The sequence below is a fragment of the Sphingopyxis sp. UBA6723 genome, assembly GCF_002454115.1.
Lineage (GTDB): Bacteria > Pseudomonadota > Alphaproteobacteria > Sphingomonadales > Sphingomonadaceae > Sphingopyxis.
In genome coordinates this window covers 334,630-354,512 of the sequence record NZ_DKIH01000013.1, presented here as the reverse complement: position 1 = coordinate 354,512, position 19,883 = coordinate 334,630, and the positions used below count along the sequence as shown (strand labels likewise).

At 59.3% G+C, this 19,883-nt stretch carries 17 protein-coding genes; 6 read left to right on the top strand and 11 right to left on the bottom strand.

Annotated features, from left to right (window positions below):
* Window positions 1–71: 71 nt before the first annotated feature.
* The 6 genes from B4F07_RS15035 to wecB form a co-directional block, all read right to left on the bottom strand.
* Window positions 72–938 (bottom strand): helix-turn-helix domain-containing protein, encoded by an 867-nt coding sequence (locus tag B4F07_RS15035; RefSeq protein ID WP_293700658.1) that lies wholly within the window; start codon window positions 936–938, stop codon window positions 72–74.
* Window positions 939–1,081: 143 nt separating this feature from the next.
* On the bottom strand, window positions 1,082–2,383 hold the full coding sequence (gene hslU / locus B4F07_RS15030; protein WP_293700657.1) for an ATP-dependent protease ATPase subunit HslU: 1,302 nt from the start codon (window positions 2,381–2,383) through the stop codon (window positions 1,082–1,084).
* 5 nt (window positions 2,384–2,388) lie between these two features.
* Window positions 2,389–2,955, bottom strand: a complete 567-nt coding sequence (hslV, locus tag B4F07_RS15025; protein ID WP_293700656.1) for an ATP-dependent protease subunit HslV — start codon at window positions 2,953–2,955, stop codon at window positions 2,389–2,391.
* A gap of 55 nt (window positions 2,956–3,010) precedes the next feature.
* The gene (locus B4F07_RS15020) at window positions 3,011–3,817 is read right to left on the bottom strand and encodes a class I mannose-6-phosphate isomerase (protein WP_293700654.1); all 807 of its coding nucleotides are present in this window, start codon (window positions 3,815–3,817) and stop codon (window positions 3,011–3,013) included.
* Window positions 3,818–3,862: 45 nt separating this feature from the next.
* Complete coding sequence (wecC, locus tag B4F07_RS15015; protein ID WP_293700653.1) at window positions 3,863–5,158, bottom strand: UDP-N-acetyl-D-mannosamine dehydrogenase; 1,296 nt, start codon at window positions 5,156–5,158, stop codon at window positions 3,863–3,865.
* A complete protein-coding gene (gene wecB, locus B4F07_RS15010) occupies window positions 5,145–6,266 on the bottom strand; it encodes a non-hydrolyzing UDP-N-acetylglucosamine 2-epimerase (protein ID WP_293700651.1) in 1,122 nt (373 codons plus the stop codon). Before wecB ends, wecC begins: the two co-directional genes overlap by 14 nt.
* Before the next feature lie 241 nt (window positions 6,267–6,507).
* On the opposite strand from wecB, the gene B4F07_RS15005 reads away from it, so the two are divergent.
* From B4F07_RS15005 to B4F07_RS14980, 6 genes are all read left to right on the top strand, one after another.
* On the top strand, window positions 6,508–7,272 hold the full coding sequence (locus tag B4F07_RS15005; RefSeq protein WP_293700649.1) for a metallophosphoesterase family protein: 765 nt from the start codon (window positions 6,508–6,510) through the stop codon (window positions 7,270–7,272).
* A 198-nt stretch (window positions 7,273–7,470) separates the two neighbouring features.
* Window positions 7,471–9,447 (top strand): polysaccharide biosynthesis protein, encoded by a 1,977-nt coding sequence (locus B4F07_RS15000; RefSeq protein ID WP_293700647.1) that lies wholly within the window; start codon window positions 7,471–7,473, stop codon window positions 9,445–9,447.
* An 89-nt stretch (window positions 9,448–9,536) separates the two neighbouring features.
* Window positions 9,537–10,868: an O-antigen ligase family protein gene (locus B4F07_RS14995; RefSeq protein ID WP_293704871.1), complete on the top strand. Its 1,332-nt coding sequence runs from the start codon at window positions 9,537–9,539 to the stop codon at window positions 10,866–10,868.
* A gap of 8 nt (window positions 10,869–10,876) precedes the next feature.
* Window positions 10,877–11,635: a polysaccharide biosynthesis/export family protein gene (locus tag B4F07_RS14990; RefSeq protein WP_293700644.1), complete on the top strand. Its 759-nt coding sequence runs from the start codon at window positions 10,877–10,879 to the stop codon at window positions 11,633–11,635.
* A gap of 58 nt (window positions 11,636–11,693) precedes the next feature.
* On the top strand, window positions 11,694–13,871 hold the full coding sequence (locus B4F07_RS14985) for a GumC family protein (protein WP_293700642.1): 2,178 nt from the start codon (window positions 11,694–11,696) through the stop codon (window positions 13,869–13,871).
* Complete coding sequence (locus tag B4F07_RS14980; protein WP_293700641.1) at window positions 13,871–15,127, top strand: hypothetical protein; 1,257 nt, start codon at window positions 13,871–13,873, stop codon at window positions 15,125–15,127. Before B4F07_RS14985 ends, B4F07_RS14980 begins: the two co-directional genes overlap by 1 nt.
* A gap of 29 nt (window positions 15,128–15,156) precedes the next feature.
* Here the strand turns inward: B4F07_RS14980 and B4F07_RS14975 are convergent, their stop codons facing one another.
* The 5 genes from B4F07_RS14975 to B4F07_RS14955 form a co-directional block, all read right to left on the bottom strand.
* On the bottom strand, window positions 15,157–15,975 hold the full coding sequence (locus B4F07_RS14975) for an AglZ/HisF2 family acetamidino modification protein (protein WP_293700639.1): 819 nt from the start codon (window positions 15,973–15,975) through the stop codon (window positions 15,157–15,159).
* A complete protein-coding gene (gene hisH, locus B4F07_RS14970; protein WP_293700638.1) occupies window positions 15,954–16,565 on the bottom strand; it encodes an imidazole glycerol phosphate synthase subunit HisH in 612 nt (203 codons plus the stop codon). Before hisH ends, B4F07_RS14975 begins: the two co-directional genes overlap by 22 nt.
* Window positions 16,562–17,713 carry an N-acetyl sugar amidotransferase gene (locus B4F07_RS14965; protein WP_293700637.1) on the bottom strand — a complete coding sequence of 384 codons (1,152 nt, stop codon included), beginning with the start codon at window positions 17,711–17,713 and terminating at the stop codon, window positions 16,562–16,564. The genes hisH and B4F07_RS14965 overlap by 4 nt, the downstream gene beginning before the upstream one ends.
* A gap of 112 nt (window positions 17,714–17,825) precedes the next feature.
* A complete protein-coding gene (locus tag B4F07_RS14960; protein ID WP_293700636.1) occupies window positions 17,826–18,698 on the bottom strand; it encodes an NAD-dependent epimerase/dehydratase family protein in 873 nt (290 codons plus the stop codon).
* The gene (locus B4F07_RS14955; protein ID WP_293700950.1) at window positions 18,685–19,869 is read right to left on the bottom strand and encodes a glycosyltransferase; all 1,185 of its coding nucleotides are present in this window, start codon (window positions 19,867–19,869) and stop codon (window positions 18,685–18,687) included. Before B4F07_RS14955 ends, B4F07_RS14960 begins: the two co-directional genes overlap by 14 nt.
* Between the last annotated feature and the right edge of the window lie 14 nt (window positions 19,870–19,883).

Here is a 19,883-nt window from a genome sequence, read left to right as displayed (position 1 = left end):
CGCGGCACAGTGCAGCAGCGCAAACCCAATTCGGCGCGCTGCCGTTCGTGCCGCCCCAAAAGATGGCCGTCTCAGCCCTTGGGGAGCGCGCGTGTCGCTGGCGCCGCGGCGCTCGAGGCGCCGTTTCCTTCGGCGCGCGCGATCAGATCGGCAGGCTTGAGCGAAACGCCCTTGACCAGCGTATCGGCAGGGCCAATCGACCCGACGTCGCGGCCGCCAACGGTGACTTTCAGCGCCTGCGGAATGCTGGTGCGCAGAGTGAACTGCTCGATATATTCCGGCGGCACTTGATAGGTTTCGCCCGGGTCCAGCGTCCGCCAGTTTTCGGTCTTGCCCGCCGCATCATCGAACCCGATCCAGACTTCGGAAATACCAGTGAGGATCACCGGCGCATTGGCCGCGGTCGCCGACTGGGGCGTACCGACCTTCGTCGTCGGTGGCACTGCCGCATCGCTTTGCGGCGCTTCCGACGCGTCAGCGGCGCGATTCTGTGCCGCGATCAACGCTTCGCCCGGTTCAACCGACAAAAAGCGCCATACGCCATAGGCCGAGGCGAGCAGAACGGCGATAATCACCAGCGTCCACGTCATCCTGGCAGTGGGCAGACGCGCCGGATCGGTCGGTTCATAGGCTTCGTACAGCGGCCGCGCACCATAAGCGTCTTCTTCGAGTTCGCGGCGCACCGCAGCGCCCACTTCGGCTTCGGGAAGATCGACCGCGCGGGCGTATGCGCGCGCGAAACCGGTAACATAGGTGCGGCCCGGAAGTTCCGAGAAATCCGATTTTTCAATCGCAGAAAGGTGACGCTGGGTGATCCGGGTGCGGGTCGCAACATCGGCGAGTGACAACCCCGCGGCCTCCCGCGCCAGCCGAAGCCGATCGCCGGTGCGCGTGATCGCCAGCTCGCCCTGCTCCGGGGCGACATCCTCGTCTGTCATTACTGTCTCCGCGCCGGTCGGTTGCAACCCGTGTCGACCGTGTCGCACCGCTCATCGCATTGACGCGCTGAAAAAGTCAAATGAAGTTCGGCAAACGACCGGCTGAAAAGATGCCTTAATACGCTCGCCCGAACCGCCGCGGGCTACAGCACATATTTGCTGAGGTCCGTATCGCCGACCACCTCGGCCAGCTGCCGATCGACATAGGCGGCATCGACCGCCAGCGTGGTGCCGGTCATGTCCTCGGCACCAAAACTTACCTCTTCGACCAGCCGCTCCATAATCGTCTGCAATCGCCGGGCGCCGATATTTTCGACCCGCTCATTGACCTCGGCCGCGAGCTTGGCGACGCGCGCGATCGCATCGTCGGTGAACGACAGCGTGACCCCCTCGGTGCCGAGCAGCGCCGCATATTGTTCGGGCAGACCAGCCTTGGTTTCGCTCAGGATACGCACGAAGTCGCTTTCGGTGAGCGCGCTCAACTCGACGCGGATCGGCAGGCGGCCCTGCAATTCGGGGAGGAGGTCGCTCGGCTTGGCGACATGAAAGGCGCCTGAGGCGATGAACAGGATATGGTCGGTTTTCATCGGGCCATATTTTGTCGCGACGGTCGTGCCTTCGATCAGCGGCAGCAGGTCGCGCTGGACGCCTTCGCGGCTGACCGATCCACCGCGCACGTCGCTGACCGCGATCTTGTCGATCTCGTCGAGAAAAACGATGCCATTGGCTTCGGCATCGGCGAGCGCGATGCGGGCAACATCGTCCTGATCGAGCCGCTTGTCCTGTTCCTCCTCAATCAGCCGCGTTGCGGCCTCGATGACTTTGAGCTTCCGGCGCTTTTTTGGCGCCCCGCCCATCGCCTTGCCGAGCATGTCGGACAGGTTGATCATGCCCAACTGGCCCGGTTGGCCGGGGAGTTCGAACGGCATGGTCGGTGCGTCGGCGACCTCGATCTCGACCTCGCTGTCGTCGAGATGGCCTTCGCGGATCCGTTGGCGGAAGCTCTGACGCGTCGCCTCGCTCGCGCCCTTGCCGGTGAGCGCATCGAGCAGACGTTCCATCGCGGCCTCTTCGGCGGCGGCGCGCACCGCTTCGCGGCGGCGGTCTTTTTCCAGCCGCACCGCTTCCTCGACCAGGTCGCGGGCGATCTGTTCGACGTCGCGGCCGACATAGCCGACCTCGGTGAACTTGGTCGCTTCAACCTTGATGAACGGTGCGTCGGCAAGCTTGGCCAGACGGCGCGAAATCTCGGTCTTGCCGCAGCCGGTAGGGCCGATCATCAGGATATTCTTCGGTGTCACTTCGTCGCGCAGATCGGCAGACAGTTGCTGGCGGCGCCAGCGATTGCGCAGCGCCACCGCGACCGCGCGCTTGGCGGCATCCTGGCCGATGATATGTGTGTCGAGCGCAGCGACAATCGCCTTGGGAGTCAGGTCTTTGTTCATCTGCTTTACGCCTGAGTTTCGAGGGTTTCTTGGGTGAACTGGTCGTTGGTATAGACGCAGATGTCGGCGGCGACCTGCATCGCTTTACGGACCAGTATCTCAGCGTCCTTTTCATATTCGGCGAGCGCGGTGGCGGCAGCAAGGGCGTAATTGCCGCCCGATCCGATCGCGGCGATGCCGCCCTTGGGTTCGAGCACGTCGCCGTTGCCGGTGATAACCAAAGTCACCTCCTTGTCCGCGACGATCATCATCGCCTCGAGGTTGCGCAGATATTTGTCGGTGCGCCAATCCTTCGCGAGCTCGACCGCAGCGCGCAGCAGCTGGCCGTTATGGCGCTCAAGCTTGGCTTCAAGCCGTTCGAACAGGGTGAAGGCGTCGGCAGTGGCGCCGGCAAAGCCGCCGATGACGCTGCCGTCGTGGAGGCGGCGCACCTTGCGCGCGTTGGGCTTCATCACCGTCTGGCCCATCGATACCTGTCCGTCGCCGATGACGACGACCTTACCTTCGGTGCGGGCGGAGAGGATGGTGGTTCCGTGCCAGGGCGCGGCACTTTGCGCGTGATTATTGGTCATGGGGCGCGATATGGGAGATCGCGGGCGGAGCCGCAAGGGGAGGGTCGTGCCGTGGTCAGGCGGGCCAGGTCAGAAGCGCACGGGCGCCCTGATCCATTTCGATCGACGAGGGATCGGTGAGCAGCACTGCTTCGCCGAGCGCTACGATTTCGCCTGCGACACGGCAACCCCGTGAAAGCGGGACAAATGTCAGCTCACCGGTCGCTCTTTGGAGTAGCGCCGGGTCGATCGGTGAGGCCAGGTGCACCAGATGGAAATGCGGACCGCTGATGAGCAGGCGGTTCGTGCTTGCATCGACGAAGGTGTCACGTGGATCATGCACCGGACCGGTGATCGCGACATCCAGCCCCTCGTCGAGGTGCAATTCGCGCGGGCGTCCATAGTCGTAAAGCCGATAAGTGCAGTCGACATTTTGCTGAACTTCAACGACGGTCAGCCCCGGACCGATCGCATGTATCGTACCTGCGCGATTGTAAACGAAATCGCCCGTTTTGGAACGCCGCCAGTCGATCATATCGACTATGGAGCCGTCGAGTGCCGCATCGCGCAGCTTGTCTCTCGTCGTCATTGCATTGAGTCCGACACCCAGTTCGGCGCCGGGCTGGGCGTCAAGGATCAACCAGCATTCTTCCTTGCCGCGCGGAAAATCGGCTGCCCGCGCTGCGTCGTCGTCGGGATGCACCTGAATCGACAGTCGTTCAGATGTAAAAAGGAATTTGACCATGATCGGTGCGGCGTCACCCGCGGGATGGGCGAACCAGATCTCCCCGATGCGGCGATCACCGAAATCGCCAAAATCGCGAGGAATGTCACTTCTTCCCCACGGCTTTTCAACGATGATGGTTTCGAGCCGGGTTAACATCGCAGCACCATGCGGAGCGCGCCATAAGGCGTCAAGATCGATGAGTCAGACCGCTTGACGAAGGAGATTGCGGTTTCCGGGTGGCGGCTGGTCGAGCCACAACCCACGGGTGTCATAAACGATCTTGTCGCTGCGTTCTTCGAGCGGAATTGATTTGAACAGTTCATGGTCAACGAGCACGATCACAATGTCACAGGCGGCCAGTGCGCTGTCGAGGTCGATCAGCTCGGCGCCGGTTCCGGCGAACTCCATCGGCAGGCCACGGGCATAGGGCTCAACGATCTGGATCTGCTGGCCGAAGCGGCGTGCCAGCGCCGCTGCGACTTCGACTGCGGGGCTTTCACGGAAATCATCGATATTGGGTTTGAACGCGAGGCCGAGGCAGGCAACGCGGGCCTGGGGATACTGTGACACCAGCATGTCGGCTGCGCCGATGACATGCGCGGTCTTCGCGAGATTGACCTCGCGCGCGGTGCGGATCAGGCGGCTGTGCTCGGGCGCGCCATGGACAAGGAACCAAGGATCGACCGCGATGCAATGGCCACCGACGCCGGGGCCGGGTTGCAGGATGTTGACCCGCGGGTGACGGTTGGCGAGGCGGATGACCTCCCAGACATCGACCCTCATCTGCTCGGCCATCATCGACAGCTCATTGGCAAAGGCGATGTTGACGTCGCGGTAGCTGTTCTCGACCAGCTTCACCATTTCGGCGGCGCGCGCCGAGGTAGTGACGCACGCGCCGCGCACGAACTGGCGGTAAAAGGTCATCGCGCGGCGGGCGCAGCGCGGGGTAATGCCGCCGATACAACGGTCGTTATCGACCAGCTCGACCAAGATACGGCCCGGCAGCACGCGCTCGGGGCAATAAGCGACGAAGATGTCGGCAGCGCCGGCGCAGGCGCCGGGGACCTTGAGGTCGGGGCGCAACTCGGCAAGGAGCGCCGCGACTTTTTCGGTGGTGCCGACGGGGGAAGTCGATTCGAGGATGACCAGGTTTCCGGCCTCCAGCTTTGGCGCGATCGCACGCGCGGCCAACAGGACATGGCTGATGTCGGGGCGATATTCGTCATCGTGCGGGGTCGGGACCGCAATGACAAAGGTGTCGGCTGGCGAGACTTCGGTCGACGCAACCAGCGCGCCGCGGGAAACCACCCCCTGAACCAAGCCGTCGAGATCGACTTCCTCGATATGCACCTTGCCGTTGTTCACCGTATCGACGACATGCTGGCTGACATCGACGCCCGTCACCTTGCAGCCCGAGCGCGCGATCAGCGCGGCGGTCGGCAGGCCGATATAACCCAAACCCAGGACCGCGACCGTCTGTTCGTTATCGATGGGCACGCGCAACAATCTCCGCAATCTGTTTGGCCGCCGTGCCGTCACCGAAGGGATTATGGGCGCGGGCCATGGCCGAGTAGGCGTCCTTATCGTCGAGAAGCCTGAAAATTTCGGAAACAATACGCGCTTTGTCGGTTCCGACCAGCTTGGCTGTACCCGCTTCGATGCCTTCCGGCCGCTCGGTCGTCTCGCGCATAACGAGGACAGGTTTGCCGAACGCTGGCGCTTCCTCCTGCACCCCGCCGCTGTCGGTCAGCACGAGGTCGGAGGTCGCCAGCAGACGAACGAAATGCGGATAGTCGAGCGGATCGATCAGCGCGACGTTCGGCAGTCCACCCAGGATCGGTTCCATCGCGCTGCGCACATGCGGGTTCGGATGGACGGGGAACACGACCCCGACGTCGTCGCGCGCAGCGATCGCGGCGATCGCGTCGGCAATGGCTTTCATACCGTCGCCGAAATTCTCCCGCCGGTGCGAGGTGACGGCAACGATCCGCTTACCGGCAAAGCGCGCGATAAGCGGATCGAGGCCTATGGCCAACGAAGGATACTCGTCAATCCGCGTCTTGGTCGCCAGCAGCGCGTCGATGACGGTGTTTCCAGTGACGTGAATGCGCTCTGCGGGGACATTTTCTGCGCGTAGCGCCGCCGCCGCGAGCTCGGTTGGCGCGAAATGCATGTCGGCAATAGCGCCGGCGACCTTCCGGTTCACTTCTTCGGGCCACGGGTGATAGATGTCGCCGCTGCGCAGGCCTGCTTCGACATGCCCGACAGAGATTTTACGGAAATAGGCGGCGAGCGTTGCCGCCATCGTCGTTAGAGTGTCGCCATGAACGAGGATGCGGTCGGGCCTTTCGGCGTCAAATGTTTCGCCAAGCCCGACGACGAGCCGCGCAAGCAGTGCGTCAAGCGACTGGTTGGGCGTCATGACATCCAGATCGACGTCCGGAAAAATTCTTGCAATTTCAAGCACCTGGTCGAGCATCTCGCGGTGCTGCGCGGTGACACAAACACGCACGTCGACCTCCGCTTGGCGGCGCAGGGCTTCGACCACAGGAAACATCTTAATTGCTTCCGGACGCGTCCCAAAGATCGTTAGCACCTTTTTCATCTAATCCTCCGGCTGCGCGAAGCTCCGTGTTGGCCGTAGCGGTGGCAAAAGCGGCACAAGGCGATCAAGCTGCAACGTCTTAGACTGCGACGACCTTTGGAGAAAGTACCGCCGAATGGAGCAGTAGCGATAATTGTGCGATAACGGCCATATGTTGCCACCGCTAGCAGGGCAGGCTACGTGCCTGCCGCCGTACGGCGCGACCCGTGGGGTCATATTGTTTTTAAGTCGGACTTAACGGATGTTCTGGAAGCGCAAGAGCAAATCACCCTCCTCCACGCCGACCGCGTTCGCCATTCCCTCTGGACGTCGCGTCTATGCGATTGGTGATATTCACGGACGCGATGATTTATTCGCGCAGATTATCGACTTGATCCGCACTGACAATGCCGCGCGCGATCCGGCGGACGTCACGTTGATTTTGCTCGGCGACCTCATCGATCGCGGCCCTCAGTCGGCCGAGGTTGTTGAACGTGCTATTCGCCTGCGAGACGAGTTCGAGGACACGCGGTTACTGATTGGCAATCATGAAGAATGCTTTCTCGCAGCGCTGACCGGTGATGTCCGACGGCTGCGGTATTTTATGCGGATCGGTGGCGAGGCGACCGTGCGGAGCTATTGGAACGGCGCAATTGATCTGGCAGAGGCGACATTCGAAGAGGTCTCGGAGCAACTGCCAGCGATGGTGCCACCGGCGCATGTCGAATTTCTGGGCGCTGGCGAAGATGTTATCGAAATCGGCGATTATGTCTTCGTTCATGCCGGTATTCGCCCAGGCATCGCGCTCAAAAATCAAACCCTCGCTGATTTGCGCTGGATACGCGAAGATTTCCTTGAGGACAAACGCGACCACGGTGTGATGGTTGTGCATGGCCATACGATCCAAGACGACGTCGACGAATGGCCCAATCGAATTGGGATCGATACCGGGGCCTACAAATCGGGTGTGTTGACTGCGGTCATGCTGGAAGGGGCCGAACGCCAGTATCTCAAGACCCAGGGATAGGTCGGACCGGGATAGTTTGTCGTTCGAGCCCGCAAAATGCGCAATGTTGAGGGAATCTGATTGCCTGACTTTGGCGGTGTCTTTATGGCGCTGTGCCTGCGGTGATCTATGCAGGGAAATGCTTTGCACTGAAGCGCGGTTTTGACGAATGCGGTTGGCCCAACGCATCTTGGTTCGAGTTTAGCAGTTTCTGATGTGATGGAATTTCAGTCCAAGGATTCGCCCGCTCTGATTGTGCATATCGTCACACTCTTGCGCTGGATGGCCGATTTGCCACGTCCGTTACGGCGTTTCATAGCCTTTGTGATGGATGCGATGTTGTGCGTCGTATCGGTTTGGCTCGCCTTTTCCATTCGCGTCGGCGAATGGAATTTATTCGGTGAGCCGGTACTGATCGTCATTGCCGTCGTTCTGCCCGCGTGGTTCGTAATTGCGAACCTAGCCGGCATCTATCGGTCGATTATCCGGCTCGCAGGCGGCAGGACGATTGCTGACATCGGCATGGCCTGCCTGTTTCTCTCGCTCGCAACGGTGACGATATTCTCGCTTGTCGGGATCGCAGGCGTTCCGCGCACGATCGGCGTCCTGCAGCCGATGATTCTGTTGATGTTGCTCGCGATAAGCCGCGTCGCCATTCGCTATGCGCTGGTCGACGTGCTGCATCTCGTGCATCGTGGCCGCCAGCAGCGCGTCGCCATCTACGGTGCGGGCCGTGCGGGCCAGCAACTTGGACTTGCCCTTCGCCATGAGGGACATCTTGTCCTGACCAGCTATTTCGACGACAACCACAGCCTCGCAGGTGACCGGATTGATGGTATCATTATCCGTTCCAGTGCCGACGTCGGCCGATACATCGGTGAACTTGGCATCGACGAGATTCTGCTCGCCTTGCCTAGCGCGTCGCGCACGCGTCGTCGCGAAATCGTCGAGCGACTGAAAAACTACCCGATTCGGGTGCGGTCGTTGCCGAGCATCGGCAACATCATCGACGGCGAAGTCTCGATCAGGGATCTGAAGGACATCCGCGTCGAGGATCTGCTTGGCCGCGATCCGGTGCCGCCCGATGAAGCCCTTCTCGGAGGCGCCATATCGGGGAAGATTGTGCTTGTATCGGGCGCCGGGGGATCGATCGGTTCCGAGCTTTGCCGCCAGGTGATCGCGCGCGGCCCGAGTTCGCTGGTCCTCGTCGAGCAATCGGAATTTGCACTCTATAGCATTCTGTCCGAGCTGGAAGAGAGAGCGGCGATCTTCGAAAATGTCACGTTGGTGCCCGAACTAGTAGATGTATCCGATGTCGCGGCCGTGCGTCGAATGATGGAACGCCACCGTCCGCAGACAGTGTTTCATGCGGCTGCCTACAAACATGTGCCGTTGGTTGAGACCAACCCAATCTCGGGCCTTCGGAACAATATAATAGGTACCTACAACTGCTGCATGGAGGCGGAGCGCGTCGGCGCGTCGCGCTTCATTCTCGTGAGTACCGACAAGGCGGTGCGGTCGACCAATATCATGGGTGCGTCGAAGCGCTTTTGTGAGTTGGTTGTCCAAGCCCGGGCAGCCCAAAGCGACTCAAAGACGATCTTTTCGTCGGTGCGTTTCGGCAATGTCCTGAGTTCGAGCGGGTCGGTGGTCCCGCGATTTCAAGCGCAGATCAATAGAGGCGGGCCGGTAACGCTGACGCACCGTGAGGTCACTCGCTATTTCATGACAATTCCCGAAGCGGCCCAGCTCGTGATGCAGGCCGGAGCGATGGCGAAGGGCGGCGAGGTATTTGTGCTCGATATGGGCCCGCCCGTCCGCATTGTAGATCTCGCACGCGCGATGATCCAGCTGTCCGGCTGCACAGTTTGCGACGATGAAAATCCCGACGGCGATATCGCGATTGAGGAAATCGGCTTGCGCCCTGGCGAGAAGATGTATGAAGAGCTGTTGATCGGTGATAATCCCGAGCCGACAGACCATAGCCGTATCATGCGCGCGAAAGAGAATCGTCTCAGTTGGGCCGAAATATCTTCTTGTCTTGAGGAAATGGCGCGTGCTCTGGATGCGGGCGACGTCCACGCTGCGATGATGGTGGTGCGCCGGGTGGTTCCTGATTATAGACCCTATGTTTCGGGTAAGGACAGCGTATCTCAAGATCTGACCGAGCCAGTTAAGAAATCAACGAACCAATGATGAGAATAATGCCAAAACGTCGCGTTTCCCCATCGCGTTCTGCGTCTCAGCTAAATCCCGGTCGATTTACCTTTATAGGGGTCGCCATTTTGCTGGCGATCGGTTTTTTGATCGCAGGTGGTGGTCGCGACGACTTGCTCTCGCTGCTTCTATGGCGGCCCTTTTCGATGATATTCCTGACGCTGGCGATCACATTCTGTTGGCACGACGCGTTGCAGAACGGGCGGCACCTGTTGTGGTTCGCCTTCGCGGTAGTTCTCTTGCCCGCGTTGCATCTCATTCCCTTGCCGCCTGCGATATGGTCCTCGCTGCCCGGCCGCGAGTTGATTGCCGCCATCTATCGCGACGCAGGCATGGCACTTCCGTGGCAGCCGATTTCCATCGCCCAAGCGCGAACATGGAATGCGCTGTTCTCGCTCGCCGCACCCTTTGCGCTTTTGATCATGGTTCTTTCGATCGACTTGCAGTGGCAGCGCCGCATTTTGCTGCTTCTGATCGGATTGGGCTTCGCGAGCGGAATATTGGGGATGCTTCAGGCGGTCGGGCCGGCGCAGGGCCCGCTTTATTTCTATCGCATTACCAACAATGGTTTCAGCGTCGGGCTTTTCGCCAATCGCAATCACCAGGCTATGTTTCTTGCCGCCATGTTCCCGCTGATCGCCGCCTATCTCTCTCTTTTTAAGGGTAAGCCCGAGCAGCTGTCTTTCCAGCGCGCTGTCGCGGTTGTAGCCGGAATGATGCTACTTCTTCTTATCCTGATGACGGGCTCTCGTGCCGGCATCGTACTTGCGGCGGTGGGCATTGCCACGAGCTGGTGGGTCTATCGTCCGCCAATCACCAACGTGAGGTCGGCCGAACGGGGAACGGAACAAAGGACACGGATGATTAGCATCGGTCTTGTGTCGTTGCTTCTCGTTTGTGCCGCGATCGTGGCCATGCGAACGCCGGCGGTTCAGCGACTGCTCGAGACTGATCCCACCGACGAGTTGCGCGTGACTGCTTTCCCGATCGTGATGCAGGCAACGCAAGAGTTTTTCCCTGTCGGCAGCGGCTTGGGGACTTTTGTCGAGACCTATCAGATGTTCGAACCGGACAAGTTGATCGCATCCTCCTATTTCAATCATGCGCACAACGATTTCATTGAACTGCTACTGACCGCAGGAATCCCGGGGGTCATATTGGTGCTATGGGCACTGGCGCTCGGCTTTTTTGCCCTGCAGTCGCAGATCAAACTTCGGAAATTGGCGCACGACAGTCCCGGTTTTCAGTCTCAAATATTGGGAAGGGCAGGGATGGCGATTATTGCCATGCTTGCACTCAATAGCGCCGCCGACTATCCGCTGCGCGCTCCGTCACTCATGCTCCTCGCGGTGATCGCCGCCGGGTGGTGCTCTAACGCCTATAGGACCGCTCAAAAATGAAGAGGTTTATGTCGCAGGTCGATTTCAAGCATGCTGCCAAAGCTGCTTTCGTAGGGGCGGCTGCAGTCGTGCTGATGTCCCTCACCGGTTGCGCGAAAGGGCTCACCGCGGGCGGACTGGGCGGAGCGACCATTACCCGCGTGGAAGCCAGCGAGTTGCCTGGGCCGGAAGGGCAGTTGGGTACCGAACAACGCTATAGCTATCGTATTGGACCTTACGACAAGCTGATCATTGATGTCTTGGGTATTGACCAGTTCGCCGATCGTCGCGTGACGGCTGACGGTAGTGGCGCGATCGTTTTGCCCATCGCCGGGGCAGTCAATCTGAACGATCTGACCATTGCTGAAGCTTCGGAGCGGCTAACGCAGCAGTTGCGCACGGGCTATGTTCGAAACCCTCGTGTATCGGTCAATCTGCAGGAATCGGTCAGTCGCTTCGTAACCATCGACGGAGAAGTCGAGCAACCGGGGAATTATCCGATGGTCGCAGACATGACCTTGATGCGGGCTGTCGCCGCTGCCAAAGGCGCAAGCGAATTCGCAAAGCTGCGCGAAGTCGTGATCCACCGAACGGTCAATGGTCGGCAAATGATTGCCCTTTACGATCTCGGGGCCATAAGGCGCGGCGCTTATGCCGACCCAATCCTTTACCCCAATGATGTGGTGGTAATCGGGGATTCACCGTCTCGTCGTCTGCTCCAGCAATTCATAACCGTCGTACCGTTGCTGATTTCGCCGCTGGTCACCGTTCTCGACAGCAACAATTGACCCCCGCTCCAGGTTTGCGAGTTTTATTTTGATGTCCCACATGGAATCCCCTGCTCAGATGGCCAGCGATGAATTCGCCGCCGGTGCCAGATCCCGGGCGGCACCTGCGCTGCTCGAATATTGGAACGCTCTGAAGCGCCACCTCTGGATGGCGGTAGCGATCGTTTTGGTTTCCGTTGTCATCGGAGCGATATTAACGATGTTGATGACGCCGCAATATTCGGCGACATCGCGGATCGAGATTGCTCGCGAGCAGGCAAATGTGACCAATGTTGAGGGCCTGCAACGCGAGGATGCAACGCCCAATCTGGAATTCTATCAGACACAATATTCGCTCCTCAACGCTCGTTCGCTGGCCGAACGGGTTGAGCGTCGATTGCGGCTGGCCACCAACCAGGCATTTTTCGACGCGCACGGCGTTACCCCAGAAGGCGAGGGGTTTTTGTCGGGCAAGAGTGATGGCGGGACTTTGTCGGTTGCCGACATGCGTGGTCGGCAAAGACAGGCGGTTGGCCTCCTGATCGATCATCTCTCCATTTCTCCGGTGCGCGGTTCCGCACTCGTGGACGTGAGCTATACCAGCGCATCACCCGCGATCTCGCAACTCGTTGCGGAGACTTGGGTGAATGAATTCGCGCAGCAAAGCATGGACCGCCGGTTCGCCTCGACTGCCGATGCTCGCGTGTATCTGGAATCGCGGCTGCAGGGGCTTCGTGAGAGGCTAGAACAGTCCGAACGCGATCTTGTGAACTATGCCGCTCGCCAGGGGATCGTGCGGCTGTCAGAAACGCAAAGCAACGAAGGGCGAACCCAAACCACCCAGACATTGGCGTCGAGCAATCTCGACCAACTCAATCGGGTACTCATCGAGGCGACCGCCGAGCGCACGCAGGCGGAGGCGCGTTTGCGCTCGGCCCGATCACCGGGCAGCACACAACTTGGAATGCAGAATCAGTCCCTGAACAATTTGCGGCAACGCCGCGCGGAGGCCAATGCGAAGTATCAGGACCTGCTCGTTCATTTTGAGCCCCAGTATCCGGAAGCACAGGCCTTACGCGAACAAATCTCGGCGCTCGACCGTTCGATATCGTCCGAAGAAAAACGTGTTCGCGACTCTTATCTGGCGGATTTTGAATCTGCGTCGGAGCGCGAGAAGGAATTGCGCGCTAAGGTTAGCGAGCTTCTGAATGAATTGGACTCTGAAAGTCGTTCAAGCATTCAGTACAATATTTATCAGCGTGAAGTAGACACCAATCGCCAACTCTATGATTCCTTGCTGCAGCGATACAAGGAAATCGGCGTAGCAGGTGTTGGCACGAACAATATCTCGATAGTCGATCCTGCACCGACGCCCGAGAGCCCCTCGTCGCCGAAGCTGCTGCTGAATCTCATTCTGGCGCTACTGGCGGGGTCAGGCTTGGCTGCGGTCACAATCTTCGTCCTCGAAAACCTCGATGAAAGTCTGCGTGAGCCGAGCCAGGTTGCGACGAAGCTCAACGTCCCGCTTCTCGGCGCGATCCCCGTTGTGGACACAGACGCACTCGAGAATATGGACGATCCAAAATCCATCCTTTCCGAAGCCTATATGACGGTTCGGACCAACCTAAGCTTCTCGACCGATCACGGTGTTCCAAAAACCATTGCGCTCACCAGCACGTCCCCTTCGGAAGGCAAGTCGACGTCGGCCTACTCGCTGGCGCGCGTGCTCGGACGCACCTCGGGGTCGGTCGTGCTCGTTGATGTCGATATGCGTCGCCCGATTCTTGCATCGCGCCTGGGTTTAGAGAGCAATCGCGGCGTATCGAATTTTCTTGCGGGAGATGATGACTGGCAGGCTCTGATACAGGAAACGGGTGCGCCGAATGTGTATTTCGTTGCTGCCGGACCGACGCCCCCGAGCGCGTCGGAACTCCTCAGCGGCGAGCGCCTGGCGCTGTTCGTCAAGCATCTGGCAAGTCGCTTCGATCACGTCATCCTCGACAGCCCGCCAATGCTTGGTCTTTCCGACGCACCGCTGATTGGGACAGTCGTTGAGGGCGTGATTTATGTGATCGAAGCCGACCGGACAGCCGTCCGTGCATCGCAATCGGCAATTCAACGCCTGCGCGATTCGCGGGCGCATGTTCTCGGCGTTCTGTTGACCAAGTATAGCGCAAAACAGACGGGCTACGGCTACGGCTACGGCTACGGTTACGGCTACGGTCGCGAAAAAGACGACGAGGGGACGCAGAGCTGATGCGGATCGCCGACCGAGGAAGCGGCGTCACCTCCACACGCCTTTTCTTTACTCCAAAGACCTTCGTAGCATTGTTCGCAGGGCTGTTGTTGTCGGTGCTGGCGTTCTCGCAGTCAGCAGCGGCGACCGGTTTGTCACTGGAGACATTCCGTCCCTTGGGCGGTAGTTTCTTTGCCTGGCGTACTTCCCAGCGGGCTTTGGTTGTCGACCTGTTCGCAAAGCGCAAGAAGGTTGATGCCCAGCGATTAATCCTCTCAGGTCGCGCCGGCTTGACCTACGCTCCCTTATCGGCTCGTTCGCTGTGGACGATCGGCAAAGGTTATGAAGCGCAAGGGAAGACGGAGGCCGCGATGCGCGCAATGTCGCGCGCGCAAAAGATCACGCGCCGTGATGCTGCGGTCCAGTTGTGGTTGGCCGACGAAGCATTTCGTCGTCGGTCCATTGGCGTTGGCCTTGCACACTATGATCTAATCATGCGTTCGGAACCCGCGGCCATGGGAGAAATTCTTCCGCGGCTTGCTGCGATTGTCGTGGCTCCCGAGGGTCGACGCTACTTGCTGCCTTATGCTCACGCGAATAACCCTTGGTTCTCACCCTTGCTGACTACGGCGACGAATAATCTTCCGAAGGCAGAGCCTGTCGGTCGGCTGCTGCTTGAGCGCCGGGCCAAAGCGCCCGACATTGAGGGTTTGGAGCAAACCTACGCAGCCCTCATGATCAAGATGGTCAATGAAGGCGCAGTCGATGTCGCATTGCAGGTCTACCCCAAACTTCCGAAAGGGAACAAGGAAGTCCTCAGCAACATAAACGGCATGGTCAATGGCAAAGTTGCTGTCGGTTATCCACCTTTTGTCTGGTCGTTTGCCAACGATGCCTATGGCGCAACGTTTGTCAGCCTTAATTCGAAGAGTACAGGCATGGAGTTTTACGGCGCTTCTGGAACTATCGGGATAGCCGCCTCCAAACTGGTAAAACCCGCGTCAGCGACGCAATTTCGTTGGCGCGTGCGAGACAGATCGACAAATCTTCAAAGCAGCGCGAATTGGATCGCAACTTGTGTTGCGGGTAAAGCCAAGGGTGCACGGCAGACCTCGATCAACCTGCTCGACCGGTCGGTCGTGCAGGGCAAGGTCTTGGCTATGCCGTTGCCCGCCAATTGCAATGTCGTGCGTATCGATATGCGTATAGCAGGAGGTATCGGCACCAATCCGGCGAGCCTGATCGTCGAAGACCTGACGATGCTCAAGGCGACGTAGTCGAACGGGTCGACCGGCCCGAATATCCGTCAGGGCTGACGCAGGGCCGCCGCATAGATTGCGTCTTTCACTTCCCTAACCGGATAATTGATCAGCACAGCGCGCAGCGCCCCTTTAAAAACAAAAAGGCTACCTGCCGACGCTCCGACGGTGCCGCACGTTTCCAAAAGCGCCGACATGTCGTCGAGCGAGCCGGCGCCGCCTAGAATGGTGATTGGAATGTCGATGCGCTCGCGCATGGCGGCAGCCAGCTTGAGGTCGTAGCCCGTCATTGTTCCGTCACGGTCTACCGAATTCACCACGATTTCGCCCGCGCCCGCGTGCGCGAGGGTTTCCGCGAGATCGAGCGGCGCGATGTCGTGACTACGCGATGCGTTCAGAGTTGTCACCTCATAGCTGTCTTTGCGAAACAGCCCGCCGGAGCGATGCCGGACATCGATGATCGCGACTACGCTTTGCCGACCGACGCGCTCGGCGATTTCGGTGAGTAGGCCCGGGCGCTCGATCGCCGCGGCGCTCAACGCAACCTTTTCGACGCCGAGGCTGATGATCTTCTCCGCCTGCTCAACGGTGCCGATGCCGCCGCCGTAGCAAAGTGGCATCCGGCATTCGGCGGCGAGGTTCGCAATCATGCGATAGTCTGGCGCTTTGCCTTTGGCCGTCGCATCAATGTCGAGAACGACCAGTTCGTCGGCTTCCTTTTCGTTGAAGATTTTGACGGCATTGATCGGATCCCCAACATACTTGGGATCTTTGAAACCGATGGTTTTGACGAGGCCGCCGTCATGGACGAGCAGGGTTGGGATGATCCGGGGTCGCAACATTGTCAGATCGTTGCGAAATTGCACAACAGGGCTTGGCCCCAATGATGGCTTTTTTCAGGGTGGAACTGCACGCCGTAGACCTTGTCGTTCGCGACTGCGCAGCTGAAGCGTTGGCCATACTCCGTGGTCGCGAGAATCTGGTTCTTGTTGCGGCACTCGAAAAAATAGGAGTGAAGAAAATAAAAGCGTAGATCGTCGAGGCCCCCAAAAAGTCGGCCATCGCCTTGGGCTTCGACATCGTTCCAGCCCATGTGGGGCATCGGCAGGCGTTTTGCCGATTCAAGCGTATCAATCTTGCGTACCATACCGGGGACCCACCCCAGCCCCGGACGCTGGCCCTCGGTGCTTCCTTCCGCCAGCATTTGCATCCCGACGCAAACCCCAAGGACGCGCAGGTCGGTAGTGGCGATCAATCGTTCCATCGGCCCACGAAAGCCGGATCGATCGAAAAGTTCCATCGCGTGATCGAAGGCGCCAACTCCGGGGAGGATCACATGGCTTGCGCCATCGAGCGCGGCGGGGTTCTCAGCGCGTCCTGCCGGAATGCCGAGCCGCTTGTACGTATTCAGAAACGCCTGAACGTTGCCGAGGCCGTAGTCGATGATCCTGATCATCTGAACAGTCGCTTTTCCATGCCGAGGGCGCGCATAATGCGCGCGCCGATTCCGATCGCCCACCGTTTATTGGGATAGTCGTGGAATGTCTTGTTTTCGCCCTCAAATATCGTCTGCAATTCGTCGACGGTCATATCGAGCTTGTTTGCCACGAATTCAAATTCCTGCGTGATGAAATGGCTATCCATTTCGGGTCGCGAGATCCGATCAAGCGCGGCGTCGCGGCTCAGCTGACCAGTCATAATCAGACTGGAGAAATGAGCGCGGCGCTTTTCGAACCCGAATTTTCGGGGCATCCAATAGTCTTCATAAAAACGCGTGAACCGTGATTCATGATGCTTGTGCTGGAAGCGCTGCCATCCAAATAGTTTGGCCAATTCGGCCTCGGCTTCCGCCTTGATGTAGGGTACCAGATTGAGCGGGCGGACAATTTTCATACCCATAACTTGCTGATACCAAATTTTGTAAACCAATATGTCGACGATTGGAAAGGTCTTGAGCTCCCGTTTGCCAAAGCGGTGATGAATTGCATTGATCAGCCGCTTGTCGATGCCGGGATAGGCACCCCATTCCTCGGGTTCGCGGCAGCATTCTGTCGAATAATTCGCGCCCGTCAGAACATATTTGATGCGATGCTTACGGGCAAACTTGTAAAGCCCGGAAAAGAAGGCAACATCTTGCGGAATATCCTGATCCGCAATCTGGGACCGAAGGAATGCAGTCTGCAGATCCTTCATTTCCTGCCAATTGATGACTTCGGTGAAGAGTTGAAGCCCAAGACCGTCGACCAGCTTCTCGATGTTCCCGACTGCCTGATCGGTGTTCCATCCCGCATCCACATGGACGAGCAGCGGCCGCAGGCCCATGCGCTCCTTGGCGATATAGGTAGCATAGGAACTGTCGAGCCCGCCGCTCAAACCGATGATGCAGTCGAATTCTTTTCCGGCGCCCGCTTTGCGGATTTCCGCAGCAAGCCGATCCAACTCGGCAGCGCCCTTTTTGCCAGTGTCCCAGCTGGGTTGGATTTGTTCATCGAAATTACGGCAATATTCGCAAACCCCCGAGTCATCGAAAGTGATGTTGGGATCCGATGTGTCCATAATGCAGCGCCTGCAAATCTGATAGGCCGGCGCTCGTTCGCTGATCATTGAGCTCAAACTTTCCTGAATCTTGCAATTGCACGGTTCGCTTGCCCCGCTGCGACTAGCCAATAATCACCTCCGGTCAAAGGGCGTGGGACAGATTTTTCCAAAACTCGGGTCAAATGGCCATAGAGCGCACCACCGCCTCGGACAGATCGTGGTCAAGCCAACGTTGCGGCGGGACGGGTGCAAAGAGCTTCATCTGGTCAACGTTCGCAACCAAGCGGTCTTTGTCAACGGACCGTCGCGGAATGGCGCCGAACCGCAGCAGTGCCGAATCGGCGCCCATGACTTCGGCAACGCGCTCGCAGACCTGGCGAACACTGATGCCTTCGCCCGTTCCGATATTACTAACCGCGGGCGCGCTTTGCATTGGCTCGGCCGCATAACGTGCGAGGAGCGAGCAAACGTCGTCAATATGGATGAAGTCCCGCAACTGCGCGCCGTCGCTGAGTGCAACGGCCTCGCCGCGCCCGAGTTTCGCAATCAACGTTGGGAGCAGCCGGGCCGACGCTTCGCCGGGACCGTAAACCCCAAAAAGCCGTGCCACGCGGATGTCGAACCCGTGGAGCATGCGCAGCGAGAGTGCAAGTGTCGAGGCACTGAATTTTGCACATCCATAGCAGGTATCAGGGGTGCATTGCTGATACTCGAACAGGGTGCCCGATTGGCCATATTCGGCCATGCTGCCGGCATAGATCAGTCGACCTTGGTCGGGCAGCGCATAGGCGAGATTCGCGACCATCTGCTGCTCGTCGGCAATGCGGTACCAGTTTTCATCGCCTGAGCCGGGAGGCGTGGACGCGAGGTGATAGACGCACGTCGGCCGGATCTGGCCAAGTGCCGCTCGGACCACTTCGCTGTCGCGCAAATCGCCATCGTTACGGGTCCAGGCGTAGACTTCCTGGCCCTGAGCGCGCAGCGCCTCGACAAGACGGCGCCCAACGAACCCAGCCGCCCCGGTGATGAGGTTTACGTCAGCGCTGGTCATGAAGGGTTTCGGCCACGGCCGCCGCATAAGCGACGCATAATTGCTCCGCGACGCGGTCCCATGTGAACCGCTTGTCGAACAGCGCGCGGGCATTTGCACCCATCTCGGCCAACGCATCGTCCGAGAGGCTGAGCAGGGCCCTGAGCCCCGCCTCAATCGACTTGTCGGTCGGATCGACCACCACGCCTGCGCCCTCACTTTCCACAAGCGGCAGGTGGCAGTAGCGGGTGATCAGCGAAGGTAGCGCATGCGCGAGCGCCTCAGTCAGCGCGACCGAAAAGCCTTCGGCGTGAGATGGCAGGACAAAAATGTCGCAAAGCGAGTAGAGGAAATGGCTTTCGGGTCCGGTTAGGCTGGTGGTGAAGACGATCCGATCGGGCGCGGGACACTGCAGGACCAACTCCTTGACGTATGTACCATATTCCTTGTCTTTCATAATGCCAGCGATCAGCAAGCCGTAGCCGGGGAAGTCCAGGCAAACTGCGTTAAAGGCGCGGACCAGCATATCCAACCCCTTTTCCGGGTGGATGCGACTGTAGAAGAGGAGCCATCGGTTGCAATTGTCAAACTGCGGTGCAACCGCGTGTAGTCGGTCGCGCGCATTGGCGGTTACTTGCTTGCGCCCAACGCTCGCTTCGACACCATTGGGAATATAATGCTTGCGCATCCCTGCTACCGGATTCCAGCTTTCGTTGTCCTCGGTTTCGCTGCCGAAAATCACGCCGCTGGCGTCGCGGAAAACGGGCCGAAAGCCGAGCAATGATATTGCCAGACGCTTCTTGATCCACTTGGTGCGCACCGAAGTCATTGCGCGCCGGTCGAGCAGACCATGGGTTGATAAGAAATATGGCTTTCCCGCGCGCCGTGCCATTTTGGCAGCTGCAAGCAGCGCGGGAGTCCAAAAACCGTGGATGTGCACGACGTCGGCGGCGGCAACCTCCTCCTGCATCGTGGGATCGATAGCCGCGAGACCGAGCAGATGCTTTAGCGTAACAGGCGCGCAGAATTTCAGCGCGACGCCATGGTTGATCATCCCCCCCCAGGTCAGCCGGACGTCGTCCTCATCGTTAGGGAGCAATGTCGTCAGCACTGTAACATCGCGGCCGTGCCGGCGGAGCGCGGTTGCCGATCCCGCGACAACCGCAGGCGGGCCGCCGTCGCGCGGGTGCATGCCGTCGATGATCA